The following is a 13,905-nucleotide window of genomic DNA, read 5'->3' on the forward strand; positions in this document are numbered from 1 at the left end:
CAGATGGTGCGCGGCCTCGCGCCGACGCCTCATCCGGCCCCCAGGGGCGGCGCCGGGATGCCGCCCGCGTCCAGATACGCCTGCGGGGGCTTGAGCCGCTGCCCCGGGAAGCCCCCCTTCTCGTACTTCAGGAGCTTCTTCGCCTTCTCGGGATCGGTCTCGCCCTCGCCGTACGCCGGGCACAGCGGAGCGATCGGGCAGGCACCGCAGGCCGGCTTACGAGCGTGGCAGATCCGGCGGCCGTGGAAGATCACATGATGCGAGAGCATCGTCCAGTCACTCTTCGGGAAGAGGGCGCCGACGGCCGCCTCGATCTTGTCGGGGTCGGTCTCGTCGGTCCACCGCCAGCGGCGCACCAGCCGCTGGAAGTGCGTGTCGACCGTGATGCCGGGGCGGCCGAAGGCGTTGCCCAGCACCACAAAGGCGGTCTTGCGGCCGACACCGGGCAGTGTGACCAGGTCCTCCACGGTGCCGGGCACCTCACCGTCGAACCGCTCGACCAGCGCCTTGGACAGCCCGATCACCGACTTGGTCTTGGCCCGGAAGAAACCGGTCGGACGCAGGATCTCCTCGACCTCTTCCGGGTTGGCCGCGGCTAGGTCCTCGGGGGCCGGGTACTTGGCGAAGAGCGCCGGGGTGGTCTGGTTGACCCGCAGGTCGGTCGTCTGCGCCGACAGGACCGTGGCGACGATCAGCTGGAAGGGGTTCTCGAAGTCCAGCTCCGGGTGGGCGTACGGGTACACCTCGGCGAGCTCTCGGTCGATACGCCGGGCCCGGCGTACGAGGGCCGTACGCGACTCGCCGCCGGATGGCTTCGCGGCGATGGTCTTCGCGGGGGCGGCGCCCTTGAGGGCGACCGTGGCCTTCTCGGAGACCGTCTTCGCGGGGGCGGTCTTCTTCACCCGCGGGGCCTTGTGGACCGTGGCCTTCTCAGCAGGTGCCCGCTTGGCGGGAGCCCTCTTCGCGGAGGCCTTCTCAGCGGTCGTCTTCGTGGCGGTCGTCTTCGAGGCGGTCGCCTTCCTCGCGGCGGGCTTCCTCGCGGCAGCCGGTGTCTCGGCAGGCGGCTTCGCCGTCGCCTCTTCGGGCGCCGCCTTTGCCGCCTTTGCCGTTTTCTTTCCGCCGCCGGGGCCTTGTTCGCCCACAGCGGAATCGCGACGTACAACCATCCGCCCAGCCCCCTTGGCCTGCGCTCTCACCGGCGTTTTGGACACCCGGCCAGCCTAAAGCCCGGCGCCGACATCCGCCCCGGAGCCAGGAGATCGGCCCCCGATTGGACCCCTGCCGCGTACCCCGGCACACCAGTGCGGCATCCTTGTGACAGATCACACTGTTTGGACCGTCCGGCAAAATGGGGAACACGGTCCCCTGATATGACGGGGGAGCAAGATCCCCTGAGCAGGTCGACAAGGAGAAACTCGTGGACGACGTTCTGCGGCGCGCCCCGCTCTTCGCGGCGCTCGATGACGAGCAGGCCGCGGAGCTCCGCGCCTCCATGAGTGAGGTGACCCTCGCCCGCGGCGACTCGCTGTTCCACGAGGGCGATCCCGGTGACCGCCTCTACGTGGTCATGGAGGGCAAGGTAAAGCTTCACCGCACGTCCCCCGACGGCCGCGAGAACATGCTCGCGGTCCTCGGCCCCGGCGAGCTGATCGGCGAGCTGTCGCTGTTCGACCCGGGTCCGCGCACGGCGACGGCCACCGCGCTGACCGAGGTCAAGCTGCTGGGCCTGGGCCACGGCGACCTCCAGCCGTGGCTGAACGCGCGCCCCGAGGTGGCCGCGGCGCTGCTGCGCGCCGTCGCCCGGCGGCTGCGCAAGACCAACGACCAGATGTCCGACCTGGTCTTCTCGGACGTGCCCGGCCGTGTGGCCCGGGCGCTGCTGGACCTCTCGCGGCGGTTCGGCGTGCAGTCCGAGGAAGGCATCCATGTCGTGCACGACCTGACACAGGAGGAGCTGGCCCAGCTGGTCGGCGCGTCGCGTGAGACGGTCAACAAGGCGCTGGCGGACTTCGCCGGCCGTGGCTGGCTCCGTCTGGAGGCACGCGCCGTGATCCTGCTGGACGTGGAGCGTCTGGCCAAGCGGTCGCGCTGACATCCGAGCCGGTACCGGCCTGAGGTACACAAACGGGTCCCGTCCTCGACCGAGGCGGGACCCGTTGCCGTTCCCGTTCCCGTTGCCGTCTCCGTTCACGACTCACGACTCACGACTCACCGAGGAGTACGCGCGCGTACTCCTCGGACCCGCCGGGGCCTCAGATCAGCCCGTGTTCCCTCAGGTACTCCAGTTGCGCCCGTACCGACAGCTCGGCCGCGGGCCACAGGGATCGGTCCACATCGGCGTACACATGCGCCACGACCTCGCTCGCCGTACGGTGACCGTCCTCGACCGCCGTCTCCACCTGGGCGAGTCGGTGGGCGCGGTGGGCGAGGTAGTACTCCACGGCGCCCTGGGCGTCCTCCAGAACGGGCCCGTGGCCGGGCAGCACGGTGTGGACGCCGTCGTCGACCGTGAGCGACCTGAGGCGGCGCAGGGAGTCCAGATAGTCCCCCAGGCGGCCGTCGGGGTGCATCACGATCGTCGTACCGCGTCCGAGGACGGTGTCTCCGGTCAGTACGGCACGGTCGGCCGGGAGATGGAAGCTCAGGGAATCGGCGGTGTGGCCCGGCGTCGGCACGACGCGCAGCTCCAGGCCGCCGACCGTGATCACGTCCCCGTGCCCCAGGCCCTCGTCGCCGAGCCGGAGGGCGGGGTCCAGGGCACGCACCTTGGTGCCGGTCAGCTCGGCGAACCGTACGGCGCCCTCGGCGTGGTCCGGGTGGCCGTGGGTGAGCAGTGTGAGCGCGACCCGCTTGCCGGACTTCTCCGCCGTGTCGATCACATTGCGCAGGTGCCCGTCGTCGAGCGGGCCGGGGTCGATCACCACCGCTAGCTCCGAGTCCGGCTCGGAGACGATCCAGGTGTTGGTGCCGTCGAGGGTCATCGCCGACGCGTTGGGGGCGAGGACGTTCACGGCGCGCTCGGTGGCGGGCCCCGAGAGGACCCCGCCGCGCGGCTGGCCGGGTAGGGCTGCGGCGTCGGTCATGCGGAAGCACCTTCCGTCGCGTAGGTCGTCGCGTGGGTCATGCGGGCGTTCCGCCCGCCGGGATGTGTTTGGTGAACTCATCGTGGCCCGGCCAGGACAGCACCACCTCCCCGTTCTCCAGGCGGGCCCCGGCGAGCACCGGGGTGAGGTCCCGACCGGGTGCGGCCCTCAGCGCCTCGGCGGCGGTGGCGTAGGGGATCAGCTGGCGCAGGGTCGCGACAGTGGGCGGCATCATCAGCAGCTCGCCCTTGTCGTACGAGGCCGCCGCCCGCGCCGGGCTGATCCACACCGTGCGGTCGGCCTCCGTGGAGGCGTTCCGGGTGCGCTGCCCGTCGGGGAGCGCGGCCACGAAGAACCATGTGTCGTAGCGGCGGGGCTCGAACTCCGGGGTGATCCAGCGGGTCCACGCGCCCAGCAGGTCGGAGCGCAGCACCAGCCCGCGCCGGTCGAGGAACTCGGCGAAGGACAGATCGCGGGCGACCAGGGAAGCGCGGTCCGCCTCCCAGTCCGCGCCGGTGGTGTCCTTGACCACAGTCTGAGGGGTCGGGCCGGCCAGCAGGACACCGGCCTCCTCGTACGTCTCCCGTACGGCGGCGCAGACGATCGCCTGGGCGGACGTCTCGTCGACGCCCAGGCGGTTCGCCCACCACGCGCGCGTGGGGCCCGCCCAGCCGATCCTGAGGTCGTCGTCGCGCGGGTCGACGCCGCCGCCCGGGTAGGCGTACGCGCCTCCGGCGAAGGCCATGGAGGCGCGTCTGCGCAGCATATGGACGTCGGGGGTGCCGTCGGTGTCCCTGAGGAGCATGACGGTGGCCGCCCGCTTCGGGACGACCGGGGTCAGCGTGCCCTCCGCGAGCGCGCGGATCCGCTCTGGCCACTCCGGTGGAAACCACTGCCCATTCGCCATGGGCGGAGGCTATCCCGTAGCGGGCGGATGTTCGAGAGGCAATGATCGTCTCCGCCGCGGGCCGCTCCCCCGCACGGCCGGTCCGTACGGGGATCCGCTGACCCCTCAGGCCGCGGCTACGCCTCCGTCAGCTCCACCTGGATCTCCACCTCGACCGGGGCGTCCAGCGGAAGCACCGCCACACCGACCGCGCTGCGCGCGTGCACGCCCTTTTCGCCGAGGACCTCGGACAGCAGCTCGCTGGCGCCGTTGATGACTCCCGGCTGACCCGTGAAGTCCGACGCCGACGCCACGAAGCCGACGACCTTCACCACGCGCGCGATGCGGTCCAGGTCACCCACCACGGACTTGACCGCGGCGAGGGCGTTCAGCGCGCAGGTGCGGGCCAGGTCCTTGGCCTCCTCCGCGGTGACCTCCGCGCCCACCTTCCCGGTGACCGGAAGCTTGCCCCCCACCATCGGCAGCTGGCCTGCGGTGTACACATACACCCCGGACTGCACGGCCGGCTGGTAGGCGGCGAGCGGCGGCACGACCTCCGGCAGCGTCAGGCCCAGTTCGGCGAGCCGGGACTCGACGGCGCTCATGCCTGCTTCTCCCGCTTCAGGTAGGCCACCAGCTGCTCGGGGTTGTTCGGCCCGGGGACGACCTGGACAAGCTCCCAGCCGTCCTCGCCCCAGGTGTCCAGAATCTGCTTCGTTGCGTGGACGAGCAGCGGCACAGTCGCGTATTCCCACTTGGTCATGGGGCGACTGTATCCGCTGGGGCGGCCAGGTCATGCGGCCGGCCGCGGCCCGGCGGGCGGTGCCGTGAGGCCGCCCGCGGGGCCGGTTGTCCACAGCCTCCCGCGTAGGGCGCGCGCGGACTGGTTAGGCTCGTGGGTGTGAGCAGGCTCCAGGTCGTCAGCGGCAAGGGCGGGACCGGAAAGACCACGGTCGCCGCATCACTCGCGCTCGCCCTCGCGACCGAGGGAAAACGCACCCTCCTCGTCGAGGTCGAGGGCAGGCAGGGCATCGCGCAGCTCTTCGAGACGGAGGCGCTGCCGTACGAGGAACGGAAGATCGCCGTCGCCCCGGGAGGCGGCGAGGTCCACGCGCTCGCGATCGATCCCGAGCTCGCCCTGCTGGACTACCTCCAGATGTTCTACAAACTGGGCGGCGCGGGCCGGGCCTTGAAGAAGCTCGGCGCCATCGACTTCGCCACCACCATCGCGCCCGGCCTCAGGGACGTGCTCCTGACCGGGAAGGCGTGCGAGGCCGTCCGCAGGAAGGACAGGAACGGCCGGTTCGCGTACGACTACGTGGTGATGGACGCGCCGCCCACCGGGCGCATCACGCGCTTTTTGAACGTGAACGACGAGGTGGCGGGCCTCGCCAAGATCGGCCCGATACACAATCAGGCCCAGGCCGTGATGCGGGTGCTGAAGTCTCCGGAAACGGCTGTGCATCTGGTCACTCTTCTGGAGGAGATGCCGGTCCAGGAGACGGCGGACGGAATCGCCGAACTGCGCGCCGCGAAGCTGCCGGTGGGCCGGATCATCGTGAACATGGTGCGGCCCGCGGTCCTGGACCAGTCGGACCTGGACCTCGTGGACGCGGTGCCGCGGGCGGCCGTCGCCAGAGCGCTGTCGGGCGCCGGTCTCGGCGGCGCGCGCCGCGGCGGGCTCGCGGAGCGGCTGGTGGACCCGCTGCTGCAGCAGGCGGACGAGTACGCGGAACGGTTCGCCCTGGAGCGCGAACAGCGCGCCGCGCTCACGGACCTGGACCTTCCGCTGCATGAACTTCCGCTTTTCGCCGAGGGAATGGACCTGGCGGGCCTGTACGAACTGGCCACGGAACTGCGTCAGCAAGGGATCTCATGAGCTCGGACCCGGCCCCCACGCACGACGACACGGCCTCCGCACCGAATGCGGTACCCCTCCACGACACGGGCTCCATGCGCGCCTTGAAGCATGTGCCCGTCCTGGAGATCGACCCGCTCCTGGACGATCCGGCGACCCGCATCATCGTGTGCTGCGGGTCGGGCGGCGTGGGCAAGACGACCACGGCTGCGGCCCTCGGGCTGCGCGCGGCCGAGCGCGGCCGCAAGGTGGTCGTGCTCACCATCGACCCGGCCCGCCGGCTCGCCCAGTCCATGGGCATCGACGCGCTCGACAACACCCCTCGGCGGGTGAAGGGCATCCAGGAGGCCGCGGGCGGCGAGCTGCACGCCATGATGCTCGACATGAAGCGCACCTTCGACGAGATCGTCGAAGGGCACGCGGACCCCGAACGGGCGGCTGCCATCCTGGGGAACCCCTTCTACCAGTCGCTCTCGGCGGGCTTCGCGGGCACGCAGGAGTACATGGCGATGGAGAAGCTGGGGCAGCTTCGGGCACGGGACGAATGGGACCTCATCGTCGTCGACACGCCGCCCTCACGCTCGGCACTCGACTTCCTGGACGCCCCGAAGCGTCTCGGTTCCTTCCTGGACGGCAAGCTGATCCGGGTTCTGATGGCCCCGGCGAAGGTCGGTGGACGCGCGGGGATGCGGTTCCTGAACGTCGGGATGTCGATGATGACGGGCGCTCTCGGGAAGCTCCTCGGGGGGCAGCTCCTGAAGGACGTCCAGACGTTCGTGGCCGCCATGGACACCATGTTCGGCGGGTTCCGCACCCGCGCGGACGCCACGTACAAGCTGCTGCAGGCGCCCGGGACGGCGTTCCTGGTGGTCGCGGCACCGGAGCGGGACGCGCTGCGTGAGGCGGCCTATTTCGTGGAGCGGCTGGCCGCGGAGGACATGCCCCTGGCGGGCCTGGTGCTCAACCGGGTGCACGGCAGCGGCGCCGCCCGGCTGTCGGCCGAGCGGGCGCTGGCCGCGGCGGAAAATCTTGAAGAGCCCCGCATTGTGGATCAGCGGGCCGGGAAAGCTGGACTTCGTAACTCTCCCGACGCGTACGGCAGTTCAGAATCTTCCTCATCCGAGGCACCTGGCCCCGACGCAGGCTCCCCCGCCACCCCGGACCAGGACCGGACCATCGAGCAACTCACCGCCGGTCTGCTGAGACTGCATGCGGAACGTATGCAGCTGCTCTCCCGCGAGCAGCGCACGCGCGACCGTTTCACCGCGCGCCACCCCGAGGTGGCCGTGACGGAAGTGGCCGCGCTTCCCGCGGACGTCCACGACCTCACGGGGTTGCGGGACATCGGTGTCCGGCTCGCGGCCGCCGAGTCCGAGCATGCCGAACCCCCGGAGCACCTTGAGGAGCAGGAGGCGCGAGCATGACCGGCTGAGGGCCTGTTGTGACTGCGGCACGCCCTCCCGCGTCACACGGGTCTTCGTCAGCAAGCGTCCCCGTGCGTCCACACCGCCTCGCGGAGCACGTCGAGAGGTCACGCGGGGTGCCGACAGACCCGACTGCGGGCACCCCAACCCTCGCCACGGCATCGCACCACCCATCCCTGCCGTGGCACGCCCCGCCGTTCTCAGCTGACGGCTGCGTAGTCCTCGTACGCCTCTTCCTCATCGAGGGGCAGCAGCCCCGCTCCACGCTCGTACTCCGTGCGCGCAGTCTCCAGCAGGCGACGCCACGAGGTGACAGTCGGCCGCCTACGCAGCAGTGCGCGGCGCTCCCGCTCCGTCATTCCTCCCCACACGCCGAACTCGACGCGGTTGTCCAGCGCGTCGGCCAGACATTCCGTGCGTACCGGGCATCCGGTGCACACCGCCTTGGCCCTGTTCTGCGCTGCTCCTTGAACGAACAGTTCATCCGGATCGGTAGTGCGGCAGGCCGCCTGCGCACTCCAGTCGGTTACCCAGCCCATACCGGCGCCGTCCTCTCCCGAATCGAGGCTCCCCCACGGCGGCAGCGGCATATTCACCGCCGCCAGTTGAGGACGTTACGGAAGGTGGGCACAGCGCAACACCCCCTTCGGGCCCAATCTTGAATGGTCCGAACGGACTATGGGTAAGCGGCAGATCACCCGGGGGAGTGAGCTGACGACATGCGCGACTTTTCGGGACAAACGCGGGTAGTTCACATGCGCCACAACGGACGCCTGGTGACACACAAGGCGGATTCGGACACGCATCCAACACGAACTCGGGGGAGCTCCGGAACGATTCGGGGTCGCCGGACGTACTTGATACGTGGCCCTTCAGCTGTGACAGTGGGATCAGCTTAGGCCAACGCCTTTACGCGTGTCCGGGAAATGAGAACGTAGGCTGCCCTCATGCCAAAGAAGCGCTCGGGCGGGGGGCTGTCCCCCGTGCAGCAGGCCGCCAAGTTCCTCGGAGTGAGTGTGCTCGCCGGGGCGGTGATGGCCGGCATCGCGCTGCCCGCCGCGGGCGCACTGGGACTCGCGGCCAAGGGTTCGGTGCAGGGATTCGACGACATCCCGGCCAACCTGAAGAGCCCGCAGCTGAGCCAGCGCACCACCATCCTGGACAACCAGGGCGGCCAGATCGCCTCGGTCTACTCGCGCGACCGCACGGTGGTGGACCTCAAAGACATCTCGCCGTACATGCAGAAGGCGATCGTCGCGATCGAGGACTCCCGCTACTACGAGCACGGGGCGATCGACCTGAAGGGCGTCCTGCGCGCGCTGAACCAGAACGCGCAGAACGGCGGGGTGGCCCAGGGCGCCTCCACGCTCACGCAGCAGCTGGTCAAGAACTACTTCGTGGAGGAGGCCGGCGACGACCCCACCAAGGTCGCCCAGGCCACCCAGCAGACCCTCGGCCGCAAGGTTCGCGAACTGAAGTACGCGATCCAGCTCGAGGAGAAGCTCGGCAAGAAGAAGATCCTCGAGAACTATCTGAACATCACATTCTTCGGCCAGCAGGCATACGGCGTCGAGGCCGCCTCCGAACGCTACTTCTCCAAGCACGCGAAGGACCTCAACCTCCAGGAGTCCGCGCTGCTGGCGGGCCTCGTCCAGTCACCGACGCGCTATGACCCGGTGCACGACGAGGCGGAGGCCAAGAAGCGGCGCAACGTGGTGCTGCAGCGCATGGCCGATATGCACGACATCTCGCAGGCCGAGGCGGACAAGGCCAAGAAGACCGGCCTCGGACTGCATGTCAGCCAGCCGAAGAACGGCTGCATCACGGCGGTGAAGGGCGCGGGCTTCTTCTGCGACTACGTCCGCGAGGTGTTCCTGAACGACCCGGTCTTCGGCAAGACCCGCACGGACCGGGCGAAGATCTGGAACCAGGGCGGCCTGACGATCCGTACGACGCTCGACCCGCAGGCGCAGGAATCGGCTCAGGCGTCCATCAAGGATCACGTCAACCAGAGCGACGAGGTGGCCACCGCCGCGACCATCGTGGAGCCGGGCACCGGCAAGATCCTCGCGATGGGCCAGTCCCGCCCGTACGGGTTCGGCACCAACGAGACGCAGATCAACCTCTCGGTGGACAGGTCCATGGGCGGCGGAGCGGGCTACCAGCCCGGTTCGACCTTCAAGCCGATCGTCGCCGCGGCGGCCATCGAAGGCGGGATGTCGGCGACCCAGGAGTACCCGTCGCCGTACAAGATGCCGTACCCGAGCCCGATCGCCGCCTGCGACGGGAAGAACTGGGAAAACACGGACGGCTCCACGCTCGAGAACGAGAACGAGTCGGAGCACGGTCCGTACGGCATGAAGGAAGCGACCGCCAAGTCGGTCAACACCTACTACGTGCAGCTGATCGACGACATCGGCATCTGCCCGGTCATCGACATGGCCAAGAAGATGGGGGTGAACCGCGCGGACGGCGCCAAGATGACCGAGGCCCCGTCGATCGCGCTCGGCACCCAGGAGATGTCGCCGCTGACGATGGCGAGCGCGTACGCCACCTTCGCCGACCGGGGCATGTACTGCACGCCGGTCGCCATCGAGTCCATCACGCAGACCATCGGAAACCAGAAGAAGTCCCTGGCCGTCCCGCAGTCGACGTGCTCTCGCGCGATGTCGCAGACCACCGCCGACACGATCAGCACCCTCCTGAAGGGCGTCGTCGAGGACGGTACGGGCCAGGAGGCCGGCCTCGGCGACCGCCCCAGCGCGGGCAAGACGGGTACGACGGACTTCCGCTACGCGGCCTGGTTCGTCGGCTACACGCCCAACATGGCGGGCGCGGTCTGGGTCGGCGACCCGGCGCACAAGCGGCAGATGGTCGACGTCACCATCGGCGGCACCACCTATGCCAAGGTCTACGGTGGCCAGGTGCCCGGCCCGATCTGGCGCGACATGATGAGTGGAGCCCTGCAGGGCAAGCCGGTCGAGGACTTCATCCTCGTCGACATCCCCGACCAGCAGCCCGGCGACGACGGGGGCTGGGACGACGGGAAGGGCCACGGCCGCGGCCACGGTCACGGCAACGGAGGCGTGACCACCGGCGGCCTGCCGACGGGCGGCCTGCCCACCGGCGGGACACCCGGCGGCCCGCTCCCGACGCCCGGCTTCCCCCTCCCCTCGGGGTGGACACAGGGCACCACGAACGGGGGCAGGAACGGAAACGGAGGCCAGCGGGGCTGACCCGTCCCTCCGTCTCAGCACGACGGGGGCGTCTCTCCGATGAGAGACGCCCCCGTCGTCGTATGAGATCGACGTCGTACACACAGCCGTCGCATGCGAACGCCGTACGCATGGGCATCGCGTACGGCGGTGACGCACCGGCGCCGTACGAACATGAACAGCCCGGGAAGCGGGCTGGTCAGCCGCCCGCGAGGAGCTGCTTGACCACGGCGGCGACCCGGCCGCCCTCCGCCAGGCCGGCCACCTTCGGGTTGACGATCTTCATGACCTGCCCCATGGCGCGCGGGCCTTCGGCTCCGGCGGCCTTCGCCTCCTCGACGGCCTGGGAGACGATCTGCCGCAGCTCGTCATCGGACAGCTGCTTGGGCAGGTACGCGGCGAGCACCTCGCCCTCCGCCGTCTCCCGCTCGGCCTGCTCGGGACGCCCGCCCTGGGCGAACGCGTCGGAGGCCTCGCGCCTCTTCTTCGCCTCGCGGGTGATCACCTTGGTGACCTCTTCGTCGGAGAGCTCGCGCTTCTCCTTGCCCGCGACCTCCTCCTTGGTGATCGCGGCGAGCGTCAGCCGGAGCGTCGAGGAGCGGAGCTCGTCGCGCTCCTTGATCGCGGCGTTGAGGTCTTCCTGCAGCTTCGACTTGAGCGTGGTCATGGCACTGATTGTGACAGGTGCGGCAAGGCGGCCGCCCACTGATTTCCACGGGCTCCACGAGTGTCCCCGGGCGTCCGCGGACGTCGCCCACCGGATGTCCCCGAATGGCACTGCGACGGTGAGGCCCCGCTGTCCACAGCTTCGTTGCCCGCCGGTCCATCGTTGTCCACAGGTGGGCCGGGGTGCCCCCTTGTTCTGACACGATGGTCGTATGCGCGCGCGATACGGAGTACCCCTGGGATTCACGGCGGTGGCCGCCGCCGGACTGCTGTATTCGGCCGGGTTCGAGGTCCGTTCCTTCCGGCTGCGCCGGGTGACGGTCCCGGTGCTGCCCCCCGGCGCCCGTCCGCTGCGCGTGCTCCAGGTGTCAGACATCCATATGGTGCGCGGGCAGCGGAAGAAGCAGCGCTGGCTGCGCTCGCTGGCGGGCCTGCGGCCGGACTTCGTGATCAACACCGGCGACAACCTCTCGGACCCGGAGGGCGTGCCGGAGGTACTGGACGCGCTGGGCCCACTGATGGAGTTCCCGGGGGCATACGTCTTCGGTTCGAACGACTACTACGGCCCGCGACTGCGCAACCCCGCGCTCTATCTGGTGGAAAAGGTCCGGGGCAGCCACGGCCTGAACGGCAACCCGCCCGTGGTCGGCGCCATCCACAACCCCTGGGAGGACCTGCGCGACGGCTTCGACATGGCGGGCTGGCGGAACCTGACGAACACGCGGGGATCACTGAAGATCGACGGGCTGGAAGTCGAACTGACGGGCCTGGACGACCCGCACATCAAGCGTGACCGGTACGTGCGCGTGGCGGGCGGCCCGTCACCCTCGGCGGACTTCTCGATGGGCGTCGTCCACGCGCCGTACCTGCGCAGCCTGGACGCCTTCACGGCGGACGGCTACCCACTGATCCTCGCGGGCCACACGCACGGCGGCCAGCTCTGCGTTCCCTTCTACGGTGCGCTGGTCACCAACTGCGATCTGGACGCGGACCGGGTGAAGGGCCTGTCGCACCACACATCGGAGGGGCGAACGTCCTATCTGCATGTGTCGGCGGGCTGCGGAACGAATCGCTACACACCAGTTCGCTTCGCATGCCCTCCGGAGGCGACGCTGCTGACACTCGTGAGCAGGGAGTAGCGGGCCGCCGGCACCACTGTCGACGCCCATCCGCGCCGTTAACCCACCCGGACCACCCGTATCGCCCGCTTTGCCCCACCCGCTTAGCGTGAGGGCATGACCTCGCCGATACCCAAGGAGATCCCGGACCTCCCGGCAGTTCCGGGCAGGTCCAGGCTACGGCCGGGCGTCGTCCCTCCCGCCGCCGTGATGGCTCCCGCGTACCGCCCTGTGGCCGCCACCTACCGTCTGCTGGTAGCGGCGGCGGCCGGGGCGTCGGTGTCCGTCGATCTGCTCCTCGGCAGCCCGGTCCGGGTGCTGACCTTCTTCACGATCCAGGCGAATGTGCTCGCCGCGCTGGTATTCACGCTGTCGGCCCTGCGAGCCGGCTCGGCCCGCCGCCCGCTGCCGGCACTCGTCACCGGCGGCACGCTCTTCTACACACTGATCGCAGCCCTCGTCTATCACGTGCTCCTGGTGAACGAACCCGGCACCCTGTCGATGACGGGTCACCCCGACGCCCCCACGGGATGGCCCGCGCTCGCCAACCAGGTGATGCACACACTGGTACCCGTGGCCGCGCTGCTGGACTGGCTCCTGCTGACCCGCCCGGGCCCACTGTCCCTGCGGCACGCGAAGGCATGGCTGCTGTACCCGATCGCGTACCTGGCCCTCACCCTGGTGCGCGGCGAACTGATCCCGCCGGACAGGGAGGGCCGCTACCTCTACCCGTTCCTGAACGTGGAGCGCCTCGGCTACAGAAGCGTCCTCGCCAACGCCCTCCTCGTCGGCCTGGCCTTCTTCACCGTGGCCGTCCTCCTGGTCGCCCTCGACCACATCCGCCCGGACCCCACCCGCCGCCGCTCGAAAACCGGATTTCGTCTCTAGCCACCAGTGGGCTAAAGTAAACGTCGTCGCCGCGACAAGCAGCGACATCGGGGTGTAGCGCAGCTTGGCAGCGCGCTTCGTTCGGGACGAAGAGGTCGTGGGTTCAAATCCCGCCACCCCGACAGCCGAAACACCAGGTCAGGGCCGGTTCTCCTTCACAGGAGACCGGCCTTGACGCGTTCCTTGGGGGCTCTCTGGAGAAATCCTGGAGAAGATCTTGGGATTCGTCTCCAGGACAGTGCGACGGAGCCCTACCGGCGAGCCTTCAGCAGCACGTCCAGAGCGACCACCGGCGAGCCGGGATTCATCGCCCGGCGAGCGTCCAAAGCCTCCTCCCACATCTCGGTCAGCGCGGCCATCAGGACCCGCCGCATCCCGGGCGTGATGTGGTCGTAGCGGGACTGCACCGAGCCGTCCTCGTGGCCCATGCGTTCGTCCATGAGCTTTGGCGGAGTGCCCACTTCCCTCATGAGCGTCTTGTGGGTGTGGCGCAGCCCGTGCGGTGTCAGCCCTGGTGCGGGTGTGAGTAGTTGCGGTACAGGAAGTGCCGCTGAGATTGATCATGGCCAGCTAGTGCCGCGGCTTAATTTTGCTGTGTGGTTGGGTAGAGGTGGCGCAGTTTCACGCGTGCGTCGTCGGTGGTGAAGTGCCAGTCGACTTGGCGCTGGTTGTTGTTGGTGTGCTGCTGCCAGGCGGCGAGTTCGGTGTTGAGCACGGCGAGGTCGCCGATGCGGCGGTCCAGGCACTGGCGGGTGAGGGCGGAGAGC

General features: G+C 69.4%; 13 protein-coding genes, 1 tRNA gene and 2 pseudogenes. 7 read left to right on the forward strand and 9 right to left on the reverse strand.

Annotation, left to right across the window (positions count from 1 at the left end; translation table 11 throughout):
* Positions 1 to 29: 29 nt before the first annotated feature.
* Positions 30 to 1,166 carry an endonuclease III gene (nth, locus tag ABZ845_RS27110; protein ID WP_360984364.1) on the reverse strand — a complete coding sequence of 379 codons (1,137 nt, stop codon included), beginning with the start codon at positions 1,164 to 1,166 and terminating at the stop codon, positions 30 to 32.
* A gap of 251 nt (positions 1,167 to 1,417) precedes the next feature.
* Here nth and ABZ845_RS27115 point away from each other — a divergent pair, with 251 nt between their 5' ends.
* Positions 1,418 to 2,092: a Crp/Fnr family transcriptional regulator gene (locus ABZ845_RS27115; protein WP_030573597.1), complete on the forward strand. Its 675-nt coding sequence runs from the start codon at positions 1,418 to 1,420 to the stop codon at positions 2,090 to 2,092.
* Positions 2,093 to 2,252: 160 nt separating this feature from the next.
* Here ABZ845_RS27115 and ABZ845_RS27120 read toward each other — a convergent pair whose 3' ends face one another.
* The 4 genes from ABZ845_RS27120 to ABZ845_RS27135 form a co-directional block, all read right to left on the reverse strand.
* Positions 2,253 to 3,083, reverse strand: a complete 831-nt coding sequence (locus ABZ845_RS27120; RefSeq protein ID WP_360984368.1) for an MBL fold metallo-hydrolase — start codon at positions 3,081 to 3,083, stop codon at positions 2,253 to 2,255.
* 37 nt (positions 3,084 to 3,120) lie between these two features.
* Positions 3,121 to 3,990, reverse strand: a complete 870-nt coding sequence (locus ABZ845_RS27125) for an NUDIX hydrolase (protein WP_360984370.1) — start codon at positions 3,988 to 3,990, stop codon at positions 3,121 to 3,123.
* 116 nt (positions 3,991 to 4,106) lie between these two features.
* A complete protein-coding gene (locus ABZ845_RS27130) occupies positions 4,107 to 4,574 on the reverse strand; it encodes a RidA family protein (protein ID WP_360984372.1) in 468 nt (155 codons plus the stop codon).
* A complete protein-coding gene (locus tag ABZ845_RS27135) occupies positions 4,571 to 4,732 on the reverse strand; it encodes a DUF4177 domain-containing protein (RefSeq protein WP_003975360.1) in 162 nt (53 codons plus the stop codon). The genes ABZ845_RS27130 and ABZ845_RS27135 overlap by 4 nt, the downstream gene beginning before the upstream one ends.
* A 138-nt stretch (positions 4,733 to 4,870) precedes the next feature.
* Here ABZ845_RS27135 and ABZ845_RS27140 point away from each other — a divergent pair, with 138 nt between their 5' ends.
* Positions 4,871 to 5,848 carry an ArsA-related P-loop ATPase gene (locus ABZ845_RS27140; protein WP_360984375.1) on the forward strand — a complete coding sequence of 326 codons (978 nt, stop codon included), beginning with the start codon at positions 4,871 to 4,873 and terminating at the stop codon, positions 5,846 to 5,848.
* 74 nt (positions 5,849 to 5,922) lie between these two features.
* A complete protein-coding gene (locus tag ABZ845_RS27145) occupies positions 5,923 to 7,251 on the forward strand; it encodes an ArsA family ATPase (RefSeq protein ID WP_360984393.1) in 1,329 nt (442 codons plus the stop codon).
* Between the two features lie 200 nt (positions 7,252 to 7,451).
* On the opposite strand, the gene ABZ845_RS27150 is transcribed toward ABZ845_RS27145, so the two are convergent.
* A complete protein-coding gene (locus tag ABZ845_RS27150) occupies positions 7,452 to 7,790 on the reverse strand; it encodes a WhiB family transcriptional regulator (protein ID WP_360984378.1) in 339 nt (112 codons plus the stop codon).
* A 408-nt stretch (positions 7,791 to 8,198) separates the two neighbouring features.
* On the opposite strand from ABZ845_RS27150, the gene ABZ845_RS27155 reads away from it, so the two are divergent.
* Positions 8,199 to 10,487: a transglycosylase domain-containing protein gene (locus tag ABZ845_RS27155; protein ID WP_360984381.1), complete on the forward strand. Its 2,289-nt coding sequence runs from the start codon at positions 8,199 to 8,201 to the stop codon at positions 10,485 to 10,487.
* A 178-nt stretch (positions 10,488 to 10,665) separates the two neighbouring features.
* Here the strand turns inward: ABZ845_RS27155 and ABZ845_RS27160 are convergent, their stop codons facing one another.
* A complete protein-coding gene (locus tag ABZ845_RS27160) occupies positions 10,666 to 11,133 on the reverse strand; it encodes a GatB/YqeY domain-containing protein (protein ID WP_360984384.1) in 468 nt (155 codons plus the stop codon).
* Between the two features lie 211 nt (positions 11,134 to 11,344).
* Between ABZ845_RS27160 and ABZ845_RS27165 the strand changes: the two genes are divergently transcribed.
* The 3 genes from ABZ845_RS27165 (at position 11,345) to ABZ845_RS27175 (ending at position 13,260) form a co-directional block, all read left to right on the forward strand.
* Complete coding sequence (locus ABZ845_RS27165; protein ID WP_360984387.1) at positions 11,345 to 12,271, forward strand: metallophosphoesterase; 927 nt, start codon at positions 11,345 to 11,347, stop codon at positions 12,269 to 12,271.
* A gap of 96 nt (positions 12,272 to 12,367) precedes the next feature.
* Complete coding sequence (locus ABZ845_RS27170; protein ID WP_360984390.1) at positions 12,368 to 13,138, forward strand: Pr6Pr family membrane protein; 771 nt, start codon at positions 12,368 to 12,370, stop codon at positions 13,136 to 13,138.
* A 48-nt stretch (positions 13,139 to 13,186) separates the two neighbouring features.
* Positions 13,187 to 13,260 (forward strand) — tRNA-Pro (locus ABZ845_RS27175).
* A gap of 129 nt (positions 13,261 to 13,389) precedes the next feature.
* Here ABZ845_RS27175 and ABZ845_RS27180 read toward each other — a convergent pair.
* Both ABZ845_RS27180 and ABZ845_RS27185 read right to left on the reverse strand, forming a co-directional pair.
* Positions 13,390 to 13,656: pseudogene (locus ABZ845_RS27180) on the reverse strand (tyrosine-type recombinase/integrase); the annotation flags it as partial.
* 65 nt (positions 13,657 to 13,721) lie between these two features.
* Positions 13,722 to 13,905: pseudogene (locus tag ABZ845_RS27185) on the reverse strand (IS630 family transposase); the annotation flags it as partial.

This window comes from Streptomyces sp. NPDC047022, from assembly GCF_040644155.1.
GTDB lineage: Bacteria > Actinomycetota > Actinomycetes > Streptomycetales > Streptomycetaceae > Streptomyces.

Coding starts and splice junctions, on each gene's coding strand:
- nth (WP_360984364.1), bottom strand. CDS start 1,166: ATGGTTGTACGTCGCGATTCCGCTGTGGGCGAACAAGGCCCCGGCGGC.
- ABZ845_RS27120 (WP_360984368.1), bottom strand. CDS start 3,083: ATGACCGACGCCGCAGCCCTACCCGGCCAGCCGCGCGGCGGGGTCCTC.
- ABZ845_RS27125 (WP_360984370.1), bottom strand. CDS start 3,990: ATGGCGAATGGGCAGTGGTTTCCACCGGAGTGGCCAGAGCGGATCCGC.
- ABZ845_RS27130 (WP_360984372.1), bottom strand. CDS start 4,574: ATGAGCGCCGTCGAGTCCCGGCTCGCCGAACTGGGCCTGACGCTGCCG.
- ABZ845_RS27135 (WP_003975360.1), bottom strand. CDS start 4,732: ATGACCAAGTGGGAATACGCGACTGTGCCGCTGCTCGTCCACGCAACG.
- ABZ845_RS27145 (WP_360984393.1), top strand. CDS start 5,923: ATGCGCGCCTTGAAGCATGTGCCCGTCCTGGAGATCGACCCGCTCCTG.
- ABZ845_RS27150 (WP_360984378.1), bottom strand. CDS start 7,790: ATGGGCTGGGTAACCGACTGGAGTGCGCAGGCGGCCTGCCGCACTACC.
- ABZ845_RS27155 (WP_360984381.1), top strand. CDS start 8,199: ATGCCAAAGAAGCGCTCGGGCGGGGGGCTGTCCCCCGTGCAGCAGGCC.
- ABZ845_RS27160 (WP_360984384.1), bottom strand. CDS start 11,133: ATGACCACGCTCAAGTCGAAGCTGCAGGAAGACCTCAACGCCGCGATC.
- ABZ845_RS27165 (WP_360984387.1), top strand. CDS start 11,345: ATGCGCGCGCGATACGGAGTACCCCTGGGATTCACGGCGGTGGCCGCC.
- ABZ845_RS27170 (WP_360984390.1), top strand. CDS start 12,368: ATGACCTCGCCGATACCCAAGGAGATCCCGGACCTCCCGGCAGTTCCG.